Here is a 20,833-nt window from a genome sequence, read left to right as displayed (position 1 = left end):
AACGGCGGGGTCGTCTGAGCGGGCGAAGTCTTTCATTTCGTAAGCCCCCTCTCCTTCAGGGGAGGGGGTTGGGGGAGGGGCCTCGCGCCCAGCTTTCCCCACCCCTCGATCCCCTCCCCTGAAGGGGAGGGGAGGATGTTCACTACGCGGCCTTCGATCCACGCATATAGCGCAGCATCATCGCCAGCTCGGCCTTGAGGTCGTGGCGGTTGACCACGCGATCGACCATGCCGTGTTCGTGCAGATACTCGGCGCGCTGGAAGCCTTCGGGCAGCTGTTCGCGGATCGTCTCCTGGATCACGCGCTGGCCTGCAAAGCCGATCAGCGCGCCCGGTTCCGCGATCTGCACATCGCCGAGCATCGCGTAGCTGGCGGTGACGCCGCCCGTGGTCGGGTCGGTCAGAAGCACGATATAGGGCAGTCCCGCTGCGCGCAGCTTGCGCACCATCACGGTCGCCTTGGGCATCTGCATCAGGCTGAGAATGCCCTCCTGCATGCGCGCCCCGCCCGCCGCCGTGGCCACGATGTAACCGCAGTTGCGCTTCAGCGCTTCGGCCGCGCCATCGCAGAAGGCCTGGCCCACCGCCATGCCCATGCTGCCGCCCATGAAGTGGAAATCCTGCACGCCCAGAACTGCGGGCTGGCCCTCGATCTCGCCGCTCGCGACCACAAAGGCATCGCGGTGCGGATTGGCCGCGCGGGCCTGCTTCAGCCGGTCGGTATAGCGCTTCGAATCGCGGAACTTGAGCGGGTCTTCCTTCACCTCGGGCTGCGGCAGCAGCTCGAAGCCTTCGTCCATCAGCATCTCGATCCTGAGGTCCGCGCCGATCCGCCCATGATGGTCGCAGCGCGGGCAGACATGCAGGTTATCGGCGTAGTCGCTCGCGAAGATCATCTCTCCGCAGCCCTTGCACTTGATCCACAGCGTCTCCTCGGTGGAGCGCTTGGCGACGAAGGGCAGCGAATTGCGGACACGGTTGAACCAGCTCATGCGCCAGACTCCTTTTGGGGCGTCCTTTCCGCAGAATGGACCGCCTTGGCAAGGCTTGCGGTGAGATCGCGCAGGTGCGCCGGTGCCTGTGCGCCATGTTCGGCGACCAGATCGACCAGCGCGGAGCCGACCACCACGCCATCGGCGACCTGCGCAATCGCGCCTGCCTGCTCGGGCGTGCGCACGCCGAAGCCGACCGCCACGGGCAGGTCGGTCGCCGCCTTCAGGCGCTTAACGGCAGCCTCGATGCTGTCCTGCGCGGCGCTCTGCTTGCCGGTGATGCCTGCGACCGAGACGTAGTAGAGAAAGCCTTCGGAGCCCTCGATCACGGTCGGCAGGCGGAAATCATCGGTGGTGGGTGTGGCGAGGCGGATCGGAGCGATGCCCCGTTCGCGCAAAGCCGGGCCGAGCGCGGAGTCCTCTTCGGGCGGGATATCGACGCAGATCACCCCGTCGACGCCTGCGCCCGCTGCCTCTTGCGCGAACCATTCAGGCCCGCGGCGGACCATCGGGTTGGCATAGCCCATCAGCACCAGCGGTACATTCGGGTGCCGGTCGCGGAACTCGTTGGCGATCATCAGCACGTCGACGGTGGTCGTCCCGGCTTTCAATGCACGGATATTCGCCGCCTGGATCGCCGGGCCGTCCGCCATCGGATCGGTGAAGGGCATGCCCAGCTCGATCACATCCGCCCCGCCTTCGACCAATGCATCGAGATTGGCGGCGGTGTCACCGTCGCCTGCGGTGACGAAGCAGACGAGTGCGGGGTGGGGCTTTGCAAAGGCGGCGGCGATTCGGTTCGCGTTGTTCACCTGGGCTCCTTCGGGGCTGAACGCTGACACACCTGACACAGTGTCCAAGGGGAGAAAAACTTGTTCGGCGCGCGCATGGCAAAGAACGGCTGGGTGGGGAAGGGCGTCGAGGCGATCATGCAGCGATTATGCGCGTGGAGAGGGGGTGTAGGACAGGGCTTCTCGTTTTCGTCACCCCGGACTTGATCCGGGGTCCCGCTGCCTTGAGTGGCACGCTCCGGAAGAAGCAGGATCCCGGATCAAGTCCGGGATGACGTTTGTGATTGGGGTCGACCCAGCTTTCGTCTTCCGAGCTATGACCCGTCATCCTCTGCGCACACCACGCGCGCCGGCGTCCAGCCCTTGCGCCGCCGTGCGAGCCGGTCGTCGGTATCTTCCCCGTCGAAGGATGCGGAGCTGGCGGGGGCGAAATCGCTCCGCCGGTCCATCGTGTTGATGTTGACCACGCCCAGCAACCGGTCGTCGACCATGCCCACCGCCACGCAGGGCACGCCGCAATGCGCGCAGATGATGAAGTCGGTAATGCCCAGTCCGAAGCGGTAGCGGAGGATATCACCGGGTGCGCGATGCGACAGAACAAGCTCGCCCTGAGGATCTTTGGTCCACGCCGCGCCATGCTTGGTGCAGAAGGAGCACCCGCACGCGCGCGCCGCCGGTGGCGTTGGCGATTGGGTGCGCAGTTCGACCGATACCCTGCCGCAATGGCAGGAGCCGTGGAGCGCCAGAGTCCCGCTCTCGCCCATGCGCTAGATTCCCATGCTCAAATTCACTTGGCAGGCTACCTGAATCCCGCACCGATACTGATGATGGCCGCAGTACCCGCCGCCGATGGGACCAGTGCCGGAGCCGCGATCTCCTGCCCGGTCGCCCCGAAGCCCAGCGCCGACAGAATGAAGCCTATCGGGAGGCCGATCATGAAGAACACCAGCGCGCGGACGGGTGAAAAGGTCAAACTGCTACTCCGAATGCGTCGGCGGCGAAGAACGCCTCACGCCACGCTGGAGTAAGCGGGACCCCGGATCAAGTCCGGGGTGACGGGGAGGTTATCGTCATCGCGAGCCGCAGGCGAAGCAATCCAGCACCCGACATTAGCGTTTTGCGGCAAGCTCTCAATCTGGATTGCCGCGTCGCCTTTCAGGCTCCTCGCAATGACGAGTGAGTTTCAAATCTTCATAAGGGATTATTCCGTCACATTCCCCATGCGCCAGACTGTCACCTCGTTCTTCACTCGGTTGACGAGCAGGGTCATATCAGCATCCGGGAAGTAATAGGCATCATGTAGGTGCGACATCGTCGAGGGACCTTTTTCAGCCTTGCCGAGCTTTGCCTCATAGGTTTCTCGATTCCATGGCTCGTTCATGCCGAGATTGCCCATCACCCAGCGCTGGAGTTCATTCTTGCGCTCAGCCGCAGCTCGATCGCTACCCGTACCCTTTAGTGAAACGTCCGCACTTGCCCGCAATTCTGGGGCCGCTTTTGCCGCAGCATTACCATTCTCGGCACCCCAGCGAGGATAGAAGGAGACCTCAGCTTCATAGTCGCCAGTGGGCAAGGGCTGTTGAGCCTTGCTTGTGTCCACGATGAAAGTTGATTGGGCATCCTCGATCTTCATCCGCTCGGAATGGCCAAGGTAAACATCTTCCGGAGCTTGCCCCTTGAGAGAGACGCTCGCCACAACCTCTACAGGTAACGGGAGTGTAGTCTCGACCTCGAATTTCACTTGATGATCGTCGAGCGCCTTCCCCGATACCGCCAGTGCAGCGTCCGAAGCATCGAAATCCTCTTCTCGCCCGGATTCGGACTTCTGGGGCTCAGCCTGGGGTTGAGAACACCCAGCCAATACTGAAAGTGCTGCGATCAACATTACCCGTATGTTTCTTCCCCCTGCCTCCCGACCAATTAATTCGCTTAAATCTCCACCCCGAGCTTCTCCGCCACGGTGAAGATATCCTTATCCCCCCTCCCGCACAAATTCGCGAGGATGATCGAGTCCTTGTCCATCTCCTTCGCGCGCTTTGCGACCGCCGCGATGGCATGCGAAGGCTCCAGCGCGGGGATGATCCCCTCGGTCCGGCATAGCAGCTGGAAGGCTTCGAGCGCCTCGTCGTCGGTGACGGCGGTGTATTCCACCCGCCCGATGTCTTTCAGCCAGGCATGCTCGGGGCCGATGCCGGGGTAGTCGAGGCCTGCGGAGATCGAGTGGCCTTCGGTGATCTGGCCGTCCTCGTCCTGCAGCAGGAAGGTCTTGTTGCCGTGGAGGATGCCGGGTGCGCCGCCGGTCAGGCTGGCGGCGTGCTGGTCTCCATCGAGGCCGAGGCCTGCCGCTTCGACGCCGAGCATCTTCACGTCAGGATCGTCGAGAAACGGGTGGAACAGGCCGAGCGCATTCGAGCCGCCGCCGATGCAGGCGACCAGCAGGTCGGGCAGGCGGCCCACCCGCTTTTGCATCTGCGCGCGCGCTTCGGTGCCGATCACGCTCTGGAAGTCGCGGACCATCGCGGGGTAGGGGTGCGGGCCGGCGGCGGTGCCGATGATGTAGAAGGTGTCGTCCACATTCGCGACCCAGTCGCGCAGCGCCTCGTTCATCGCGTCCTTCAGCGTGCCGCGCCCGCTGGTGACCGGCACGATTTCCGCGCCGAGCAGCTTCATCCGGAACACGTTGGGCGATTGCCGCCGCACGTCCTCGGCGCCCATGTACACGACGCAGGGCAGGCCGAAGCGCGCGCACACCGTGGCGGTGGCGACGCCGTGCTGGCCAGCGCCGGTCTCCGCGATGATCCGCGTCTTGCCCATGCGCAGCGCGAGCAGGATCTGCCCGATGCAATTGTTGATCTTGTGCGCGCCCGTATGATTCAGCTCGTCGCGCTTGAACCACACCTGCGCACCGCCCAGTGCCTCGGTCAGGCGCTCCGCAAAGTAGAGCGGGCTGGGGCGGCCCACGTAATGCTCCAGCAGATTCTCGAACTGGTCGGTAAAGGCGGGGTCTTTCTTGGCCTCGTCATACGCCTGCTCCAGCGCGAGGATGTTGGGCATCAGCGTTTCGGCGACATAGCGCCCGCCGAAATCGCCGAAATGGCCGCGCTCGTCCGGCTGGTTGCGGTAGGAATTGGGCACGGGGTTGGTCACGCAAAATCCGTTCGTGCTGAGCCTGTCGGAAGCGGCAGCTGGCCCACGGCCTACCACTGCTCTTACTTCGCATGCGGCTGGTGAAAATGACTGCGGCCCTTCGACAAGCTCAGGGCGGGCGGGTCAAGGGGTATGAAGGGCCGAGTCGACGCCGCGAGCCTGTGCATCAAAAAATCCTGCCGGATCGCGATCCTGCGCGTGCCCCCCGCCTATGATGGACATCGTAAGGCTTGGGTTCGGGCCAGCGCTCTGTCGAGGGCGCGGACGCCCGCTTGATAGGATGTATCGATGCAGAAACGCGCTGTGTTTTCGGCTCTTCTGGTCGCTCTCCCCGCCGCTCCCGCGCTTGCCGGGGAAGCGACCGGCGGGCCGCGTGCGGAGCTGCGCGGCGGCGTCGCGTGGACCGAAGATCACACCGATCCCGTCCTCGGCATCGCGGCGGGTTACGATTTCGACCTGGGCGATCACACCTTCCTCGGGGGCGAGGTTTCGGGCGAGAAGATCCTCGCCGACGACACCTATGTCGAGCTCGCGCTGACAGGCCGCCTCGGCACCGCGGTGACCGAGAAGGGCAGCGTGTTCGTCAACGGCGGCTACACCTTCACCCACCACGGCGACGGCCCGCATGTCGGCCTGGGATACGAGCATCATCTGGGGCATGGCGGCACCTATCTGTCCGCCGAGTACCGCCACGTGTTCGTGGATCATCACCAGAGCAACGCGGTGACCATCGGGATCGGCACATTCTTCTGACTGTGAGCGGCAGCTAGGGCGATCGAGCGTCTCGCGCCGCGTCGCAAAAGGCGCGGATCAGGGCGATGTCTTTCACGCCCGGGGCGCTCTCGACCCCGCTCGACACATCGACCAATGGCGCGCCGGTGCGCTGGATCGCCCTGGCCACGTTGTCCGGGGTGAGTCCTCCTGCCAGCCCCCAGGGCATGCCGATGTCGGCCCGGTCGAGCAGCGCCCAGTCGAACGGCTCGCCATTGCCGCCGGGAAGCAGCGCCGGGGGCGCATCGAACAGCAGGCGGTCGGCGGAGCCCTTGTAGGTCGTCGCCCGATCGAGAGCCGCACCATCGCCGAGCCCGACGGCTTTCCACGTCTCCACATCGAATTGCGCGCCCGACGCCGCGACGGCTTCGGGTGCCTCGCGCCCGTGGAACTGGAGGATATCGGGGCGGATGGTATCGACGATCGCGCCGAGCAGCGCCTTATCCGGATCGACTACGAGGACGACCGTCTGCACATGATCGGGCACCCGCGCGCGCAGCTTCGTGGCAGCCTCCAGCGTGACGTGCCGCGGGCTCGGCGGGAAGTGAACGAGGCCGACATGCGTCGCGCCCGCATCCACGGCGGCGTCCAGCGCGTCGGGCGTGGACAGCCCACAGATCTTGACCTCGGTCGTCATCCGGCTTCCGCTAAAGCGACCGGATTCCGAAAGAAAGCCGAATGCCGACTTCTCACCGGCAGCGAGAATAGACGGTCATGTTATCGGTGACGAGGCCCACACCGGCAACGTGCCTCACATCGATAGGCCGCGCGCGGCTGACCGCGCGGCGGAACTCATCGCTGTCCACGCCCCAGGTGCGCAGCCGGTCGCTTTCCAGCGTCAGGCGCGCCGAACCCTGATTCTGGCGGATTTGTACCGGGATGACGACCTGCCAGTCGTCCCATCCGCGATCTTCCCAGACCAGTTTGCGCAAGCCCCCCGTCGCGGTGATCCGTCGGCCATTCTGCATGAGGTACTGTCGCGATCCGCCTTCCGTGCGGCCCGACATCGAGACGTGAAGCTGCGAATTGCGCATGCAGAATTTCACATTCTTGGGCAGCAGCTCGGTAACGCCTTCCCAGGATTCGAAATAGCAGCCGTCGCAATTCATGACCCCGGCGGGCCTGCGCTTGATCGTCGACATCCGATCGAGGCTGATATCCTCGAACCAGATCTGCATCCATCGGTTGAGCGCGGTCTTGCCGCTCTTCTGGCGCAGGTCGACGGTTTGCTGGGCGGATACGGGTTGTGGCTGCGCGATACTGCAAACGAGCAGTGCAGCGAGCGCTGCGGGCAAGATCGGTTTCATGAAAATCCCCTTCAGGTTTCTTTCGGGATGGCCCGGAAGGCTACCGTTCCCCGCACGGTTTCAGGGCATTGGCAAGCTCTCGGGTGAAAGCCTCGGGCGAGCGAGCGTAGCTTTCCCTATCGGAACTGTTCATCGACAAAACTTCCCCTCTCTTGTTGCGCACCGCGCTCGGGAAATTGTCGGCGTAGACCTCGTCTACCCAGGCCAGGCGATCGCCGTACCAATTGAGCTCGATATCCTGCGTGGCGAATTCGAAGCGATAGGTGTCGTTCGAAGCGGTGATGTCTACCGGGATGATGAACTCAAGGCGCGGCTCGTAGTCGACGGACCCGTCGCCGGGCCGCGGCCATCTGCTGCCATCGCGGTTGAACGTTTCCTTGAGACGATACTGCTCCATCGTTCCGTCGATGAAAACCGCCAGCCGACCATTCGCAGCGCGGCAGAGCCGGGTATTCGTATTGAATGAGATCATCTGGTAATTGCGGAGCGTGTAGGAACCACCGTAATTCGTCTTTCGCTCCTCTTCGCCATATCGATCGTAAACATGGCGGAAGGCATCGCGCGCCTGGCCGATCAGTTCGCCGCCGACGGATCGATTCTGCCCCGCTGCACCGTATGGCGTCAGCAGCACAAGTCCCGCCAGGGCATGCAAAAGCAGGTACTTGAAATTGCGAACATTCACAGCCCACTCCCTTGAAAAACTCGCGATGTGAACGGGTCCGCGCGCGATCGGCGCGGATATCGACCTCGACAAAACGTCGCATGGTTGGTGCGGAATAGTCAAATTGAGCGGACGCCGGAGCTTCGCGAAGCCACGGCTGTTCAACCGACATCCGGGATTTGGGCGACATCCGGGATTTGGGCTGGCGAAGAACTCAGCGTTCGATCGGCGGGAAGACCGGGCCGCCGCGCGTTCCGTCGAAGGCCAAGCGGCGGACTTTGTTGGCCTCCAGGTCGAACTCCACCCCGAAGAAGCGGAAGCCGCCATCGCACAGCACCACGGGCTCACCCGGTTCGAGCCGGAAGCCGGTGGGGAAATAGCTGCCGTAGATCATCCGGCGGCCATCTTCGTGATAGCCGATATACTGGCGATCGTAGAGCGCGGGATTGTCCGGCCAGTCGAAGGGAGTGGCGCTGTCGTCGCTGCCCATCGCCGCCTGCGCGAGAAGCGCTTCATAGTCGGCCCAGCTGTCGCGCAGCAGCCGCATCGCCGCGCTTTCGATGGCGGTGACTTCGCGCGCGCTGGGCGTGAAATAGTCGCTCGGGTCTTCGGGCCCCGCGCGCGAGCAGGTGGTCGTCGCACGTTCGCCCTGCGCCGGGTCGATCAGGGTCACGCGCTCGGTATAACCACCGGTAGTGGCGCAGCCGGCCAGCGCGATGGCGAAGAGCGACGCGAGGGCTCTCACAGTGTCTCTTCGATTGCCCGCGCCGCTGCCAGCGGGTCTTCGGCCTTCGAGATCGGGCGACCGATCACCAGCACGCTGGCGCCTGCATCGCGGGCAGCGCGCGGGGTGACGACGCGCTTCTGATCGCCGACCGCGCTCCCAGCGGGTCGCAGGCCGGGGACGACGAAGAAGCCGTGCTTCCAGCGCCTGTGCACCTCGCCCACCTCGTGGCCCGAGCATACGATCCCGTCGAGACCGGCGTCCTGCGCCAGATCGGCAAGGCGGAGAACCTGGTCGTGCGCGCTGCCCGATACGCCGGTGCGCGCGAGGTCGCGTTCGTCGAGGCTGGTGAGCATGGTCACTGCGACAACCTTCGTGTTCTCGCCCGCCGCCGCCTTGGCATCTTCCATCATCGCGCGTCCGCCCGCAGCATGAACGGTGACGATCCGCGGTTCCAGAACGTGGATCGCCTGCATCGCGCCGGCGACCGTATTGGGAATGTCGTGGAGCTTGAGGTCGAGGAAGATCGGCAGGCCGACCTGCGCCAGTTCATGGACCCCGTGGTGGCCATGCGCGCAGAAGAATTCGAGCCCCAGCTTGATCCCGCCGATGTGGCCCTTGACCTTTTCGGCGATGGCGCGCGCCGCGTCGACGCGCGGGAGATCGAGGGCGAGATAGACGGGGTTGGTCATTTTGTGGCCGACTTTTCCCTGGTGTCGATGGCATCGTCACCGTCGACCGGCGTGGCGGAATCGTCCGCCGTAAGCCGGGCGTCGGTCTCGTCCTGAGCTTCGACTTCGGCCTGCGTTTCGGGCTCTGGTTCAGCATCGGGCTCTGTTTCTGTTTGGGACTCGTCCTGTCGCGCCGCTTCCTCGCGGTCGCTTTCGCGCGCGGCGGCGGAGACCGAGCTTGCCTTGGCCGCGATCTCGAGGCTGCGGATCTTGCGATTGAGGCTCCAGATGACGCCGCGCGCATAGAGCCATGTCGGCAGGAAGCCGAGCAGGAAGGAAATGATGACCAGCGCGGGCACCTTGGTTTCGAGCACCAGGTTGTCCCAGATCGTCACCTCGACATCGCTCCAGTTGAAGAACGAGAAGAGGAGCACGCCGACGAGGATCAGGACCCAGATGATTGTCCGAATAATCTGCATTGCCAAAATTCCCCCGAATACGCCTTGCTCAAAGCCTAAACCGCCCCGCCACGCCCGTCCAGCCGGAGCCTCGCGGGCGAACCGCCGGTCACCCGAAGACGCGGGCGAAGATCGTTTCGACGTGTTTCAGGTGATAGTCGAGGTCGAACAGAGCGGTCAGGTCATTTTCGGACAGTGCCTTCGCGACATCCTCGTCCTGCTTGAGCAGGTCGAGCAGCTGCAGCTGCCCGTCGCTGCCCCACACCTTCATCGCGTTGCGCTGGACGATGGCATAGGCATCCTCGCGGCTGACGCCGTTCTGGGTCAGCGCCAGCAGTACGCGCTGTGAGTGGATCAGGCCGCCCATGCGGTTCATGTTGGCCTCCATCCGCTCGGGGTACACGAGCAGCTTGTCGACCACGCCGGTGAGGCGGGCGAGCGCGAAGTCGAGCGTGATGGTCGCGTCGGGGCCGATGAAGCGTTCGACGCTGGAATGGCTGATGTCGCGCTCGTGCCACAGGGCGACGTTTTCGAGCGCGGGCAGGGCATAGGCGCGGATCATGCGCGCCTGGCCGGTCAGGTTCTCGGTCAGCACGGGGTTGCGCTTGTGCGGCATGGCCGACGAACCCTTCTGCCCCTTGGAGAAGAACTCTTCCGCTTCCAGCACCTCGGTGCGCTGCAGGTGGCGGATTTCCACCGCCAGCCGCTCGATCGACCCGGCGATCACCGCCAGCGTGGCGAAATACATTGCGTGGCGATCGCGTGGGATCACCTGCGTGCTGACCGGTTCTGGGACCAGTCCCAATTTGTCCGCCACATAGGCTTCCACATCAGGGGAGATATTGGCGAAGGTGCCGACCGCGCCCGAAATGGCGCAGGTCGCGATTTCGGTGCGTGCATCCCACAGGCGCGCGCGGCACCGGTCGAACTCGGCGTAGGCCTGCGCCAGCTTGAGCCCGAAGGTGACGGGTTCGGCGTGGATGCCGTGGCTGCGCCCGATGGTGGGCGTGAACTTGTGTTCCTCTGCCCGGCGCTTGAGCGCTTTGAGCAGGCCGTCCATGTCGGCCAGCAGGATATCGGTCGCGCGGACCAGCTGGACCGAGAGGGTCGTGTCGAGCACGTCCGAACTGGTCATGCCCTGGTGCATGAAACGCGCTTCCTCGCCGACATGCTCTGCCACCCAGGTGAGGAAGGCGATCACGTCGTGCTTGGTCACCGCCTCGATCGCGTCGATCGCCTCGACGTCGATAGTGGGATTCGTCTCCCACCAGTCCCACAGCGCCTTCGCGGCACTCTCGGGCACCACGCCCAGATCGGCGAGCTTTTGGGTCGCATGTGCCTCGATCTCGAACCAGATGCGATATTTCGCCTCCGGCTCCCACAGGGCGGTCATTTCGGGGCGGGCGTAGCGGGGGACCATGGAGGGCTCCGGATTGGAATGGCGGGGATGCAGGCGCGGCTTAGCGGCGAGACGCGCTAGATCAAGCCCTTCGCCTTCAGGCTGACATGGCGGCCCTGGCCGATGATGACATGGTCGTGCACGCCGATGCCGAGCAGCCGCCCGGCTTCGGCGATGCGATGGGGGACCGCAATGTCGGCGCGGCTGGGCTCGGGGCTGCCGCTGGGGTGGTTGTGGACGAGGATCAGCGCCGCCGCGCCGAGGTCGAGCCCGCGCCGGATCACCTCGCGCGGATGGATCGCCGCTTCGTCCAGCGATCCGTCGCCCACGTGATGATCCTGTACCAGCCGGTTGCGCGTATCGAGGTACAACACCCGCACGCGTTCAACCGTCAGGTTCGCCATGTCGGTGGTGAGGTAGTCGATCAGCGCATGCCAGTTCGCGATCACCGGCTTTTCCGCCACCTCGCTGCGGGTCATGCGCCGTGCCGCCAGCGCCACCGCCTTGAGCGCGGCCGCACTCGCTTCGCCCATGCCGGGCGACTTGGCGAGCGCCGCAGGCTCGGCCTCCAGCACGCGTGCCAGCGATCCGAAGCGGGCGAGCAGCGCCTTGGCGATCGGCTTGGTGTCGCCCCGGCGGATCGCAGCGAACAGCAGATATTCGAGCACTTCGTAATCGGCGAGCGCCTCTGCTCCGCCCGTCAGCAGGCGCTTGCGCAGCCGTTCGCGATGCCCCTCGGCGGAATGGCCACCCTTCTTCGTGGCGAAATCGTCATTTCCTTGCGCCACGCCGACATCCCGATAGGAGTGCACCGATGCGTAAAGGTGCCTGTTGCGGGCAGAACGCGCAAGTGAGTGACGCGAATGGCCGACGGCGCCGATGCAGAGGGTGAAAGCGACGGCGCGGCCAGTGGCCGGCGACGCGGCACGCGCACCCTTCTGGCGTATGCCCTCGGCGTAACCCTGCTGCTGATCGCCATGGCGGCGGCGGTCGTGTGGTTCTCGCGCGAATCCATCGCCGACGACTTCATCCAGCAGCAGCTCGACGAATATGATCTGCCTGCGACCTACGAGATCGAATCGATCGGCCCCGACCGGCAGGTCCTGCGCAATCTCGTCATTGGCGATCCGGGCGATCCCGACCTGACCATAGAGCGCGCCATCGTCGACCTGCGCATCCGGCCCTTCGGCACGCAGCTCGGGCGAATCACGCTCGAAAGCCCACGACTGAAGGGTACGCTGGGCGAGGACGCGATCAGCTTCGGCGTGCTCGACAGCGCGCTGTTCCGCGACAGCGGAGGGCCGCCGGGCCTGCCCGAGCTCGACGTGAAGATCGTCGATGGCCGCGCACGAATCGGCGGCGCGTATGGCGATCTTGCAGTGGCGCTGGCGGGTGAAGGCAAACTCGATGGCGGCTTTGCCGGGAGCTACGCCCTGCGCGGCGAGAATCTCTCGGTGGCGGGCTGCGCGCTGGACGATGCGCGGGGGCAGGGCCGCATCACGGTGCGCCGAGGGCGACCCACCTTGCGCGGGCCGCTGCGCATTGCCCGCATCACCTGCGACGATCCGCGAATCCGTGTGGACGATTTGCGCTCGCCCCTTGCCCTGACGATCGACAATTCGCTCGATGGGCTCGATCTGGCTGTCGATGGCACCACGGCGCGGCTCGCGGCGGAGCAGTTCGCGGCGGCCCGCAGCACGATCGAGGGCGAGCTGGCGCTGCGCGATGGCCAGATAAGCCTGCGCTACGATCTCGGGTTCGGCAATGCGCGGGTCGCACATGTCGCCGCCGACAGCCTCGATGCCGAGGGCACGGCCCGGCGGACCGAAGAGGGCCAGTGGCGTGCCCGTGCCAGCATCGCGGGCGAAGGCCTGACGCCCGGCAGCGGCTGGCAGGGGCAGCTTCGCGAATGGGAGCGAGCGAGCCGCGATACGCTCATCGCGCCGTTGCTCGCGAGGGTGCGGGCCGCGCTGGCGCGGGAGATTCCCGGCAGTCGGCTGGCTGCGGAGGTTCAGGTCGCGACCGGCGCCCGGGGGATCGCGATCGGTGCGCCGAGCGCCGATCTGTTCGGCGCGAGCGGTTCGCGCATCCTTTCCCTCTCGCGCCTTTCCATCCAGCCGACCGATGGCGCGTTGCCGCGTGCGACCGGCAATTTCCGCACCGGCGGCGCAGGGATGCCGGTTATTGCGGGCCGGATGGATCGCGCGCCGTCGGGCCGCCTCGTCCTGCAAATGTCGATGGACGAATATCGAGCGGGCGACAGCAGCATCGCCATCCCGCAGCTCGCCGTGGCGCAGGCTCCGGGGGGCACTGTCGGGCTGGCGGGCGCGGTCCGGGCGAGCGGGCCGTTGCCGGGTGGCTTCGCACGCGGCCTGAATCTGCCGCTCAAGGGATCCTATGACGGCAATCGCCTCGCGCTGTGGCCCGATTGCACCAAGGTGGCGTTCGAGCGGCTGGTCTATGCGAACTTGGAGCTTGAGCGGCGCGGCGTGACCCTGTGCCCGCCCAGAGGCCGCCCGATCCTGACCGCAGGCGGCGGCGATATCCGCATCGCCGCCGGTGCGCCAAGCCTCGACCTCGACGGGCGGCTGGCGGGAACGCCGATCGCCATCGACAGCGGCCCGGTCGGCTTTGCTTATCCCGGCGCGCTGTCCGCGCGCTCGCTCGACGTGGTGCTGGGTTCAGGGGGGAGCGCCGCACGCTTCGCGATCTCGGACCTGCGGGCGCAGCTCGGTCGGGAGATCGCGGGCACGTTCAGCGGCGCGGATATAAGCCTCGATGCAGTTCCGCTCGATCTGCGCCAGGCAGAGGGAGACTGGTCCTATGCCGATGGCGCGCTGGTGCTGACCAATGGCGCGTTCGAGCTGCACGACCGCGACGATCCACCCCGGTTCGAGCAGCTTGTCGCGCGCGAAGCCAGCCTGCGCCTGCGCGACAACCGGATCGTGGCCGATGCCCGCCTGCGCGAGCCCGGGACCGACCGGGTGGTGACCGATTTCGTGGTCGAGCACGACCTTGGCACCGGCATCGGCTTCGCCGATCTCGATGTGCCGGGCTTGCGCTTCGGGCCCCAATTGCAACCCTCGGACATCACGCGCCTCGCTTTCGGGGTGGTCGCGCAGGTCGACGGGGTGATCACGGGCACGGGCCGGATCGACTGGAATCCGGACGATGTCACCAGCACCGGGGCATTCACGTCCGACGATATCGATTTTGCCGCCGCCTTCGGCCCGGTCGAGGGCGCGTCGGGCACGATCCGGTTCGACGATCTTCTCGGCCTGACGACCGCGCCGAATCAGCGGATCGCGGTTCGCTCGGTCAATCCGGGTATCCCGGTCGAGGGTGCGACGGTCGATTTCGCGCTGCGCGAAGGCCAGCTGATCGCGGTCGATGGGGGGCGGGCGCCTTTCCTTGGCGGCACGATCGCCCTGCGCGGGCTCGATATCAACATCGGCACCGAAGAAGAACGCGCCTACATTTTCGATATCGAAGGACTCGACGCGGCGCGGCTGGTCGAGCGGCTGGAGCTTGGCAATATCAACGCGACCGGCGTTTTCGACGGGAGCATCACCGTGCTGTTCGATGCGCAGGGCAATGGCCGGATCGTCGACGGGCTGCTGACCTCGCGGTCGCCGGGGGGCAATGTCGCCTATGTCGGCGAACTGACCTACGAAGACCTGTCGCCCTACGCCAACTTCGCTTTCTCGGCGCTGCGCTCGCTCGATTACAAGGCACTGGCGGTCGAGATCGAAGGGCCGCTGACCGGCGAGATCATCACCCGGCTGCGGTTCCAGGGAATCGCGCAGGGCGAGGATGCAGACAGCAACTTCATCACCCGGCGCATCGCGGCGCTGCCGATCGAGTTCCGCATCAACATTACCGCGCCGTTCTACGCGCTGGTGCAGAATGTGCGGTCTTTCTTCGATCCCGCCTTCGTGCGCGATCCGCGCTCGCTCGGCCTGCTCAGCGACGACGGAGTCCGCTTGCGGCGCGACATCACGGGCGAAGAGGTGCGCGAGCGGGACGAGGCCGAACAAGAGAGCCGCAAAAACGGCGAAGCAGCGGAAAATGGCGGGGAAGGGATGAAATGACGTATTCAGGACGCGGAAAGCGAGGAAAGCCCATGATGCCAGGGAAAGTGAAGGGCCTCGGCTCGATCGGCGGGCTTTGCCTGCTGGGTGGCTGCATCAACGTGAATGCACCGTCTGAACCGATCGTGATCGAGCTCAACATCAACATCCAGCAGGAGGTGATCTATCGCCTCGCGGCGGATGTTGAGGAGAATATCGATGCCAATCCCGACATCTTCTAGGTCGGGCGAAGGGAAGTTGAGATGACGATGGGTTCCAGGCCGAAGATGGCAAAACCGGCGATGGCCAGGCTGATGCTGGCGACGACGGGCGGCGCAATCGCGCTCGCGCTCGCCAATCCGGCAGCGGCGATGTTCCAGCGCGATCCCGCCTATGCCGCCGCGCGCGAAAACGGGCAGGTGGGCGAGCGGATGGACGGTTTCCTCGGCGTGGTCGGCGATCAGCCGCAGGCAATCCGCGATCTGGTGGCGGACATCAACATCCGCCGCCGTGCGAACTACACCGAGCGCGCCAGCGAACAGAAAGCCACCATCGACGCCTATGCGCTGACCCAGGGGTGCATCCTGATCGCCCGCACCGAACCGGGCGAGAAATATCAGGCGCCCGATGGTTCGTGGAAGACGCGCACCACCGCGCCGCCCGAGCGCGACAGCCGTTGCCCTCCCGCTAGTTGAAACCGTGCCCCGGGGCGTGTTCGCCCTTGTTGACTTGGCTGGGAGCCTTTTCTAAGGCGACCGCGCCCTCGGCGGGCAGGTCGTGCCCATGCCGCGCGAACTTCTTTTATGAAAGGGAGCCAGGCATGAGCGACGACAAGTCTGCACGAGAGCCCATACCCGAGGATGCGCGGATCGACGCGCTCGAGGCGCGGCTGAAAGCCGCACGCGAGCGAGAGGAGAAGCGCACCGGGTCCAAGGTGTCCAGTAAGTCACATGCGGATCATCGCATGGGCAACCGGGTGCTGGCGGATCTCGTGGGTGGGTTGCTCGGCGGTTCGCTGCTCGGTTTCGGCGTCGATACGCTGGCCGGGACGGGGCCCTGGGGTCTGTTGGTCGGCCTGTTCCTTGGGATAGGCGTGGCTTTCAGGAATGTCTTCCGCATCGCGGGAACGCAAAAGCCGCCCTCCGACGAGGGTTGAAACGAATTCACATTGCGCCTTGGCGCAGCACACGCGAACGGGAATTTCAGGTGGCCGCCGAAGAAGGCAAAGTCGATCCGATGCACCAGTTCACCATCGAGCCGCTCGGTTCGTGGGCCAACTGGGATATGAACGGCGTCAACATCGCATTCACCAACAGCGCGTTGTGGATGATGATCACGACTATCGTCCTCATCGCCTTCGTGCAGTTGGGCAGCAAGCGCCAGCTGATCCCCGGCCGCTGGCAGATGGCGGTCGAGAGCCTGACCGGCTTCGTCGACAACATGGTGCAGGCGAATATCGGCAAGGAAGGGCGCAAGTACCTGCCTTACGTGTTCTCCCTGTTCACCTTTATCCTGTTCGCCAACCTGCTCGGCCTGATGCCACTGGGTGTGATCGGCCTGCATCCGTTCACCTTCACCAGCCACTTCACGGTCACCGGCGTGCTCGCCGTGATCAGCTTTTCGATCGTGTTGATCGTGGGCTTCTGGAAGCACGGCCTCAAGTTCTTCACCTTGTTCGTGCCGCACGGCACGCCGTGGCCGATGGTTCCGATCATCGCGCCGATCGAGTTCGTGTCCTTCATGGTGCGTCCGTTCAGCCTCGCGCTGCGGCTGTTCGTCGCGATGATGGCCGGTCACGTGCTGCTCGAAGTGCTGTCGAGCTTCGTGATCGACGGAACCAATGCCGGTGTCGGCTTCGGCCTGCTGGTCGGCCTGCCCAGTTTCGTGCTGATGATCGGCATTTGCGCGCTGGAACTGCTGGTCGCAGCCATTCAGGCGTATGTCTTCGCGCTGTTGACCGCGCTGTATATCAACGACGCCGAAAACCTTCACTAAACCTTTCTCAAAACGTCTATTTTTCCAAGGAGTATCAACAATGGATCCTGAAGCAGCCAAGCTCGTCGGTGCAGGCCTCGCGGCGATCGGTGCCGGTATGGCGGCAATCGGCGTGGGCAACGTCTTCGGCTCGTTCCTCGACGGCGCCCTGCGCAACCCCGGTGCAGCGGACGGCCAGCAGGGCCGCCTGTTCATCGGCTTCGCCGCTGCCGAACTTCTCGGCCTGCTGGCCTTCGTCGTGGCGATGATCCTGATCTTCGTCGCCTGACGATACTTTTCGACAGGGGCACGTGCCGCGCATCTTGCCGGTGCGTGCCCCGGTCGAAGCTTTTCTCTGCCGATCGTTCGACCGGCCGTTTTTCTGACCGGATAGGCCCGCAATGCCTCAGATAGCCCAGCTCGCCGAGACCTTCTCCAGCCAGATCTTCTGGTTGCTGGTGTTCTTCGGCATCACTTTCTTCGTCGTCGGGCGAGGCATGGTGCCGCGCGTGATGGACACCATGGACCGCCGCAGCAAGCAGATCGCCGACGATATTTCGGCGGCACAAGCTGCGCGCGACCAGGCGGACAAGGAAGAAGAGGCATGGCGCACGCGTGAGAACGAGAACCGCGCACGCGCCCAGGCGCTGATTTCCGAAGCCAAGGCGGAAGCCGCGGCCAAGTCCGAAAAGAAGATCGCCGCCGCGCAGAAGCGGCTCGACAAGAAGCTGGACGAAGCGGATCAGGAACTCGCTGCCGCCCGCACTGAAGCGATGGACGAGATCGAGGCTGTCGCGACCGACGCCGCGCAGGACATCGTCGCCCAGCTGGCGGGCATCAAGGTGACCAAGCCGGCCGCCAAGGCCGCCGTGAAGGAGAGCCTGGTCCATGGCTGACACCACCGCCACCACCACCGGCGCATCCAATATCGACCCTGCCGAAGCCGACGCAATCTTCACCACCGAAGAGCCGGTCGCCCACACCGGAGCCGACGATCATGGCGCCGGGGGCCCGCAGCTGTGGGGCTTCGCGCCCTACCAGTGGGTTTCGGTCTCGATGCTGGTCCTGCTGCTCATCGCGTTCTTCGTGGCAAAGGTCCACAAGACCGTGGCGGGCGGGCTCGACGGTCGCATCGCCGCGATTCGCGAAGAACTGGACGAGGCCAAACGCCTGCGTGCCGAAGCCGAAAAGCTGCGCGACGAATATACCGCCAAGATCGCCAATGCGGAGAGCGACGCCGAGGCGATGCTCGAAAACGCCAAGGCCGAATCTGAAGCGATCCTCGTCCGTGCCGAGGAAGACAGCAAGGCACTGGTCGAACGGCGCAAGCGCATGGCGCAGGACAAGATCTCCGCCGCCGAGCGTGAGGCTGTCGCCGAAGTGCGCGCCAAGGCCGCAGCCGCAGCCGCTGCCGCGAGCCGCAAGCTGATCGGCGAGAACCTCGACGCGGAAATCGACCGCAAGCTGGCGGACGACCTGATCGCCGGGATCTGATCCGGCGTACCATGGCAGCTATATCGCCCGATCGGATTGTCGTAAGGCGCGACGATCTGACGGGCGGGGCCAGCCGTTCCCTCATCGAACTGCACCTGCGCGGCATGCACGAGCATTCGCCGCCAGACGCCATCTTCGCGCTCGATCTAAGCGGCCTGCGGCGATCCGACGTCGAAGTGTGGTCGGCCTGGGTGGGCGAGGCGATTGCCGGCATCGGGGCGCTGAAGAAGCACTCGGACAGGCGCGGCGAAATCAAGTCGATGCGTACCCATCCCGATTTCCTGCGGCGCGGGGTGGCCGATGCGCTCCTCGGCACCATAGTCGAGCGTGCGCGCTTGCTCGGCCTTCGCACGCTATCCCTAGAGACCGGCAGCGGACCGGGCTTCGATCCCGCAATCCGGTTCTACCGTGCGCGCGGTTTCGAGCCGGGTGGGCCGTTCGGCGATTATACCGAGAGCGCGTTCAATCAGTTCTTTCACCGCACGCTCTGACGCGCGGCGGCCTGTCGCAGCCTAGAACGCGTCTTTGGCGGCGCGAAGCTTGGCGAAGGTAACTGCCGGACTCTCTCCGCCCCAACGCTCGCGCATGGCGGGTGCATCTGCGCGCAGGAAGGGATTGGTCTCCAACTCGCGCGAGAGGACGGTGGGCACGGTCGGCTCCTCCCTAGCGCGCGCCGCCTCGATATCCTTCGCATAGGCCTGCAACGCTTCGTTCCCGGGATCGGCATGCAGTGCGAACTTCGCATTGGCCTGCGTATATTCGTGCGCGCAATAGAGCGTGGTTTCGGGCGGCAGCGCCTTGATCCTCTCGAGGCTGTCCCAGAACTGCTGCGGCTCGCCTTCGAACATCCGCCCGCAGCCCAGCGCGAATACGCTGTCGCCGACGAAGGCGATCCCGCTCTCGGCCAGATGGAATGCGATATGCCCGTTGGTGTGGCCCGACACGTCGATCACCCGCGCGTGATGGTCGCCCAGCGTCACTTCGTCTCCATCCGCGACCACACGGTCGATCTGAGCGATCCGCTCGACCTCCTTGGGGGCAATCACCTTGGCGCCGGTCGCCTCGACGATCGTCTCGTTGCCGCCTGCATGATCCGGGTGCCAGTGCGTGTTCCAGATATGCGTGATGCCCCACCCCCTGGCCTTGGCCTGGCGCAGATATTCAGCGCCGTCGGGCGTGTCGATCGCAGCGGTGAGCCCGCTATCGGTATCGTGGAGCAGGAACCCGTAATTGTCGGACAGGCAGGGGAACTGGTGGACTTCGAGCAAGGCGCGCCTCCGTTGGGCGATCAGTAGACGATAACGTCGAGCCGCTCGGGCTCGCCGTCACGTTCGTACAACTGCACGCGGACCAGAACGTTGCGGTCGACGATCTTGCTCGCCATCCCCTCGGTCAGGTTGCCGTTGGCGGCCATCTCTTCGATCCGCTCGCGATTGGCGGGATCGGCGAAGAGCGGATCGGTCTGGTCGTCGGCCTGCGTAACACCGCGCGCATGAAAATTGGCGCGGTCTTCGCGCAGCACCTGCCACGCTTCGGTCAGCCTGTTGCCTGACGGATCGGTGTGGTCGGGGCCGTAGAGGAATGCCTTGTATTCGCCGACCATCTCGAGAGGGGCGCGGGTTTCTTCGGGGACGGGTTCTGCGGGAGCCTCGGGCTCGGTCGGCTCATCCGAGCAGGCGGGTGCGGCGATGAGCGCGGCGATCAGCGCGATGGCGGGTAAATTCGGCGTTTTCATGCGCGCATTGCTATGGGAGGGGGACTGGAGAGGCAAGGGTTCCGGCAACAAGGACAAAGGTCAGCAGATCGCGAGATCGAAACCTCGGCAATATCCCAATCGGCAGGTGTGCCTGCCAATCGATCACTCGGTCTGGACAGCGGAGCCGTCACGCGCGCTTTTTCGGTCCCCCATCCGCGATACGCTGCTCAGGAGCCCGCCCTGGATGAGCAGATAAAAGCTGAGGCTCAGGGAATAATCATCGGTGAGGAATTGGAAGGTGCCCAGAGCGAGGACGCCAGCCAAGCAGAAAATGCCGATCACCTTGTTCAGCAAGGGTCGGTCCGGTGTCAGGACGCTCCGCTCCGCACCCTCCATATAGGGATAGAGTATGGTGAAGAATGTGATGGCGAAGATGAGCAGACTCAGCAGCGCTATTGGCAACACTGGGACCCATGGAGAGATCACCGCCAGAATCAGGCATAGTGCCGCCAGCTCGACCCGCCAACGCAAGGGCGCACTGAGGATCGGTTTGCGCGCATAGAGTGCCGGTTTCTCCATCCCGCCAGTTTACGCCCGCACGCGCGATACGAAAAGGCCCGCCGCTCCGGTGGGGAGGGCGGGCCATCGGTTGCCTGTGGCGCGAAACGAGCCAGACGGG

27 protein-coding genes are annotated in these 20,833 nt (G+C 64.9%); 10 read left to right on the top strand and 17 right to left on the bottom strand.

Translation table 11 applies throughout. The features are described 5' to 3' along the window. Positions 1 to 142: 142 nt before the first annotated feature. From accD to trpB, 6 genes are all read right to left on the bottom strand, one after another. Positions 143 to 991 (bottom strand): acetyl-CoA carboxylase, carboxyltransferase subunit beta, encoded by an 849-nt coding sequence (gene accD, locus AAG612_RS15215; protein ID WP_342511616.1) that lies wholly within the window; start codon positions 989 to 991, stop codon positions 143 to 145. Further along, complete coding sequence (gene trpA / locus AAG612_RS15210) at positions 988 to 1,803, bottom strand: tryptophan synthase subunit alpha (protein ID WP_342511614.1); 816 nt, start codon at positions 1,801 to 1,803, stop codon at positions 988 to 990. The genes accD and trpA overlap by 4 nt, the downstream gene beginning before the upstream one ends. Before the next feature lie 293 nt (positions 1,804 to 2,096). Continuing rightward, positions 2,097 to 2,546, bottom strand: a complete 450-nt coding sequence (locus AAG612_RS15205; RefSeq protein ID WP_342511612.1) for a GFA family protein — start codon at positions 2,544 to 2,546, stop codon at positions 2,097 to 2,099. Positions 2,547 to 2,581: 35 nt separating this feature from the next. Beyond that, entirely contained in the window at positions 2,582 to 2,755 is a 174-nt protein-coding gene (locus AAG612_RS15200) for a hypothetical protein (protein WP_342511610.1), read from the bottom strand. A 228-nt stretch (positions 2,756 to 2,983) separates the two neighbouring features. Beyond that, positions 2,984 to 3,667 (bottom strand): hypothetical protein, encoded by a 684-nt coding sequence (locus tag AAG612_RS15195; RefSeq protein WP_342511608.1) that lies wholly within the window; start codon positions 3,665 to 3,667, stop codon positions 2,984 to 2,986. Between the two features lie 44 nt (positions 3,668 to 3,711). After that, positions 3,712 to 4,929: a tryptophan synthase subunit beta gene (gene trpB / locus AAG612_RS15190; protein WP_342511606.1), complete on the bottom strand. Its 1,218-nt coding sequence runs from the start codon at positions 4,927 to 4,929 to the stop codon at positions 3,712 to 3,714. Positions 4,930 to 5,217: 288 nt separating this feature from the next. Between trpB and AAG612_RS15185 the strand changes: the two genes are divergently transcribed. Continuing rightward, the gene (locus AAG612_RS15185) at positions 5,218 to 5,682 is read left to right on the top strand and encodes an outer membrane beta-barrel protein (RefSeq protein WP_342511604.1); all 465 of its coding nucleotides are present in this window, start codon (positions 5,218 to 5,220) and stop codon (positions 5,680 to 5,682) included. A gap of 13 nt (positions 5,683 to 5,695) precedes the next feature. Here the strand turns inward: AAG612_RS15185 and AAG612_RS15180 are convergent, their stop codons facing one another. The 8 genes from AAG612_RS15180 to radC all read right to left on the bottom strand — a co-directional run bounded on the left by AAG612_RS15180 (position 5,696) and on the right by radC (position 11,708). After that, positions 5,696 to 6,337 (bottom strand): phosphoribosylanthranilate isomerase, encoded by a 642-nt coding sequence (locus tag AAG612_RS15180; RefSeq protein WP_342511602.1) that lies wholly within the window; start codon positions 6,335 to 6,337, stop codon positions 5,696 to 5,698. 52 nt (positions 6,338 to 6,389) lie between these two features. Then, a complete protein-coding gene (locus AAG612_RS15175) occupies positions 6,390 to 7,007 on the bottom strand; it encodes a hypothetical protein (protein WP_342511600.1) in 618 nt (205 codons plus the stop codon). Positions 7,008 to 7,047: 40 nt separating this feature from the next. Then, positions 7,048 to 7,833, bottom strand: a complete 786-nt coding sequence (locus AAG612_RS15170) for a hypothetical protein (RefSeq protein WP_342511598.1) — start codon at positions 7,831 to 7,833, stop codon at positions 7,048 to 7,050. A gap of 49 nt (positions 7,834 to 7,882) precedes the next feature. Further along, entirely contained in the window at positions 7,883 to 8,413 is a 531-nt protein-coding gene (locus tag AAG612_RS15165; RefSeq protein ID WP_342511596.1) for a hypothetical protein, read from the bottom strand. Continuing rightward, positions 8,410 to 9,084: an orotidine-5'-phosphate decarboxylase gene (gene pyrF / locus AAG612_RS15160; protein WP_342511594.1), complete on the bottom strand. Its 675-nt coding sequence runs from the start codon at positions 9,082 to 9,084 to the stop codon at positions 8,410 to 8,412. Before pyrF ends, AAG612_RS15165 begins: the two co-directional genes overlap by 4 nt. Then, positions 9,081 to 9,542 carry a LapA family protein gene (locus tag AAG612_RS15155; RefSeq protein WP_342511593.1) on the bottom strand — a complete coding sequence of 154 codons (462 nt, stop codon included), beginning with the start codon at positions 9,540 to 9,542 and terminating at the stop codon, positions 9,081 to 9,083. Before AAG612_RS15155 ends, pyrF begins: the two co-directional genes overlap by 4 nt. An 88-nt stretch (positions 9,543 to 9,630) precedes the next feature. Next, on the bottom strand, positions 9,631 to 10,941 hold the full coding sequence (gene purB, locus AAG612_RS15150) for an adenylosuccinate lyase (RefSeq protein ID WP_342511591.1): 1,311 nt from the start codon (positions 10,939 to 10,941) through the stop codon (positions 9,631 to 9,633). Between the two features lie 56 nt (positions 10,942 to 10,997). After that, positions 10,998 to 11,708: a RadC family protein gene (gene radC, locus AAG612_RS15145; protein WP_342511590.1), complete on the bottom strand. Its 711-nt coding sequence runs from the start codon at positions 11,706 to 11,708 to the stop codon at positions 10,998 to 11,000. Between the two features lie 75 nt (positions 11,709 to 11,783). Between radC and AAG612_RS15140 the strand changes: the two genes are divergently transcribed. The 9 genes from AAG612_RS15140 to AAG612_RS15100 all read left to right on the top strand — a co-directional run bounded on the left by AAG612_RS15140 (position 11,784) and on the right by AAG612_RS15100 (position 18,949). Next, a complete protein-coding gene (locus AAG612_RS15140) occupies positions 11,784 to 15,011 on the top strand; it encodes an intermembrane phospholipid transport protein YdbH family protein (RefSeq protein ID WP_342511588.1) in 3,228 nt (1,075 codons plus the stop codon). A gap of 32 nt (positions 15,012 to 15,043) precedes the next feature. Beyond that, entirely contained in the window at positions 15,044 to 15,232 is a 189-nt protein-coding gene (locus tag AAG612_RS15135; protein ID WP_342511586.1) for a YnbE family lipoprotein, read from the top strand. 45 nt (positions 15,233 to 15,277) lie between these two features. Continuing rightward, positions 15,278 to 15,685, top strand: a complete 408-nt coding sequence (locus AAG612_RS15130) for a YdbL family probable chaperone protein (RefSeq protein ID WP_342511584.1) — start codon at positions 15,278 to 15,280, stop codon at positions 15,683 to 15,685. 125 nt (positions 15,686 to 15,810) lie between these two features. Further along, positions 15,811 to 16,146: an AtpZ/AtpI family protein gene (locus AAG612_RS15125; RefSeq protein WP_342511582.1), complete on the top strand. Its 336-nt coding sequence runs from the start codon at positions 15,811 to 15,813 to the stop codon at positions 16,144 to 16,146. A gap of 80 nt (positions 16,147 to 16,226) precedes the next feature. Next, positions 16,227 to 16,985: a F0F1 ATP synthase subunit A gene (locus AAG612_RS15120; protein WP_342511627.1), complete on the top strand. Its 759-nt coding sequence runs from the start codon at positions 16,227 to 16,229 to the stop codon at positions 16,983 to 16,985. A 40-nt stretch (positions 16,986 to 17,025) separates the two neighbouring features. Beyond that, the gene (locus AAG612_RS15115; RefSeq protein WP_342511579.1) at positions 17,026 to 17,253 is read left to right on the top strand and encodes a F0F1 ATP synthase subunit C; all 228 of its coding nucleotides are present in this window, start codon (positions 17,026 to 17,028) and stop codon (positions 17,251 to 17,253) included. A 112-nt stretch (positions 17,254 to 17,365) separates the two neighbouring features. Continuing rightward, entirely contained in the window at positions 17,366 to 17,860 is a 495-nt protein-coding gene (locus AAG612_RS15110; protein ID WP_342511578.1) for a F0F1 ATP synthase subunit B family protein, read from the top strand. Next, positions 17,853 to 18,458 carry a F0F1 ATP synthase subunit B gene (locus tag AAG612_RS15105; protein WP_342511576.1) on the top strand — a complete coding sequence of 202 codons (606 nt, stop codon included), beginning with the start codon at positions 17,853 to 17,855 and terminating at the stop codon, positions 18,456 to 18,458. The genes AAG612_RS15110 and AAG612_RS15105 overlap by 8 nt, the downstream gene beginning before the upstream one ends. Positions 18,459 to 18,469: 11 nt before the next feature. Continuing rightward, complete coding sequence (locus AAG612_RS15100; RefSeq protein WP_342511574.1) at positions 18,470 to 18,949, top strand: GNAT family N-acetyltransferase; 480 nt, start codon at positions 18,470 to 18,472, stop codon at positions 18,947 to 18,949. A gap of 21 nt (positions 18,950 to 18,970) precedes the next feature. Here the strand turns inward: AAG612_RS15100 and gloB are convergent, their stop codons facing one another. From gloB to AAG612_RS15085, 3 genes are all read right to left on the bottom strand, one after another. After that, entirely contained in the window at positions 18,971 to 19,726 is a 756-nt protein-coding gene (gloB, locus tag AAG612_RS15095) for a hydroxyacylglutathione hydrolase (protein WP_342511572.1), read from the bottom strand. 20 nt (positions 19,727 to 19,746) lie between these two features. Next, positions 19,747 to 20,193 (bottom strand): hypothetical protein, encoded by a 447-nt coding sequence (locus AAG612_RS15090; protein WP_342511570.1) that lies wholly within the window; start codon positions 20,191 to 20,193, stop codon positions 19,747 to 19,749. Between the two features lie 123 nt (positions 20,194 to 20,316). Next, positions 20,317 to 20,733, bottom strand: a complete 417-nt coding sequence (locus AAG612_RS15085; RefSeq protein ID WP_342511568.1) for a hypothetical protein — start codon at positions 20,731 to 20,733, stop codon at positions 20,317 to 20,319. Positions 20,734 to 20,833: the final 100 nt, after the last annotated feature.

It is taken from the genome of Citromicrobium bathyomarinum (assembly GCF_038594605.1).
In the GTDB taxonomy this organism is placed as follows: Bacteria; Pseudomonadota; Alphaproteobacteria; order Sphingomonadales; family Sphingomonadaceae; genus Alteriqipengyuania; species Alteriqipengyuania bathyomarina_B.
This window is presented reverse-complemented; position numbering and strand designations above follow the sequence as displayed.

Coding starts and splice junctions, on each gene's coding strand:
- accD (WP_342511616.1), bottom strand. CDS start 991: ATGAGCTGGTTCAACCGTGTCCGCAATTCGCTGCCCTTCGTCGCCAAG.
- AAG612_RS15205 (WP_342511612.1), bottom strand. CDS start 2,546: ATGGGCGAGAGCGGGACTCTGGCGCTCCACGGCTCCTGCCATTGCGGC.
- AAG612_RS15195 (WP_342511608.1), bottom strand. CDS start 3,667: ATGTTGATCGCAGCACTTTCAGTATTGGCTGGGTGTTCTCAACCCCAG.
- AAG612_RS15185 (WP_342511604.1), top strand. CDS start 5,218: ATGCAGAAACGCGCTGTGTTTTCGGCTCTTCTGGTCGCTCTCCCCGCC.
- AAG612_RS15180 (WP_342511602.1), bottom strand. CDS start 6,337: ATGACGACCGAGGTCAAGATCTGTGGGCTGTCCACGCCCGACGCGCTG.
- AAG612_RS15175 (WP_342511600.1), bottom strand. CDS start 7,007: ATGAAACCGATCTTGCCCGCAGCGCTCGCTGCACTGCTCGTTTGCAGT.
- pyrF (WP_342511594.1), bottom strand. CDS start 9,084: ATGACCAACCCCGTCTATCTCGCCCTCGATCTCCCGCGCGTCGACGCG.
- AAG612_RS15155 (WP_342511593.1), bottom strand. CDS start 9,542: ATGCAGATTATTCGGACAATCATCTGGGTCCTGATCCTCGTCGGCGTG.
- purB (WP_342511591.1), bottom strand. CDS start 10,941: ATGGTCCCCCGCTACGCCCGCCCCGAAATGACCGCCCTGTGGGAGCCG.
- AAG612_RS15140 (WP_342511588.1), top strand. CDS start 11,784: ATGGCCGACGGCGCCGATGCAGAGGGTGAAAGCGACGGCGCGGCCAGT.
- AAG612_RS15135 (WP_342511586.1), top strand. CDS start 15,044: ATGATGCCAGGGAAAGTGAAGGGCCTCGGCTCGATCGGCGGGCTTTGC.
- AAG612_RS15130 (WP_342511584.1), top strand. CDS start 15,278: ATGGCAAAACCGGCGATGGCCAGGCTGATGCTGGCGACGACGGGCGGC.
- AAG612_RS15125 (WP_342511582.1), top strand. CDS start 15,811: ATGAGCGACGACAAGTCTGCACGAGAGCCCATACCCGAGGATGCGCGG.
- AAG612_RS15120 (WP_342511627.1), top strand. CDS start 16,227: ATGCACCAGTTCACCATCGAGCCGCTCGGTTCGTGGGCCAACTGGGAT.
- AAG612_RS15115 (WP_342511579.1), top strand. CDS start 17,026: ATGGATCCTGAAGCAGCCAAGCTCGTCGGTGCAGGCCTCGCGGCGATC.
- AAG612_RS15110 (WP_342511578.1), top strand. CDS start 17,366: ATGCCTCAGATAGCCCAGCTCGCCGAGACCTTCTCCAGCCAGATCTTC.
- AAG612_RS15105 (WP_342511576.1), top strand. CDS start 17,853: ATGGCTGACACCACCGCCACCACCACCGGCGCATCCAATATCGACCCT.
- AAG612_RS15100 (WP_342511574.1), top strand. CDS start 18,470: ATGGCAGCTATATCGCCCGATCGGATTGTCGTAAGGCGCGACGATCTG.
- AAG612_RS15090 (WP_342511570.1), bottom strand. CDS start 20,193: ATGAAAACGCCGAATTTACCCGCCATCGCGCTGATCGCCGCGCTCATC.
- AAG612_RS15085 (WP_342511568.1), bottom strand. CDS start 20,733: ATGGAGAAACCGGCACTCTATGCGCGCAAACCGATCCTCAGTGCGCCC.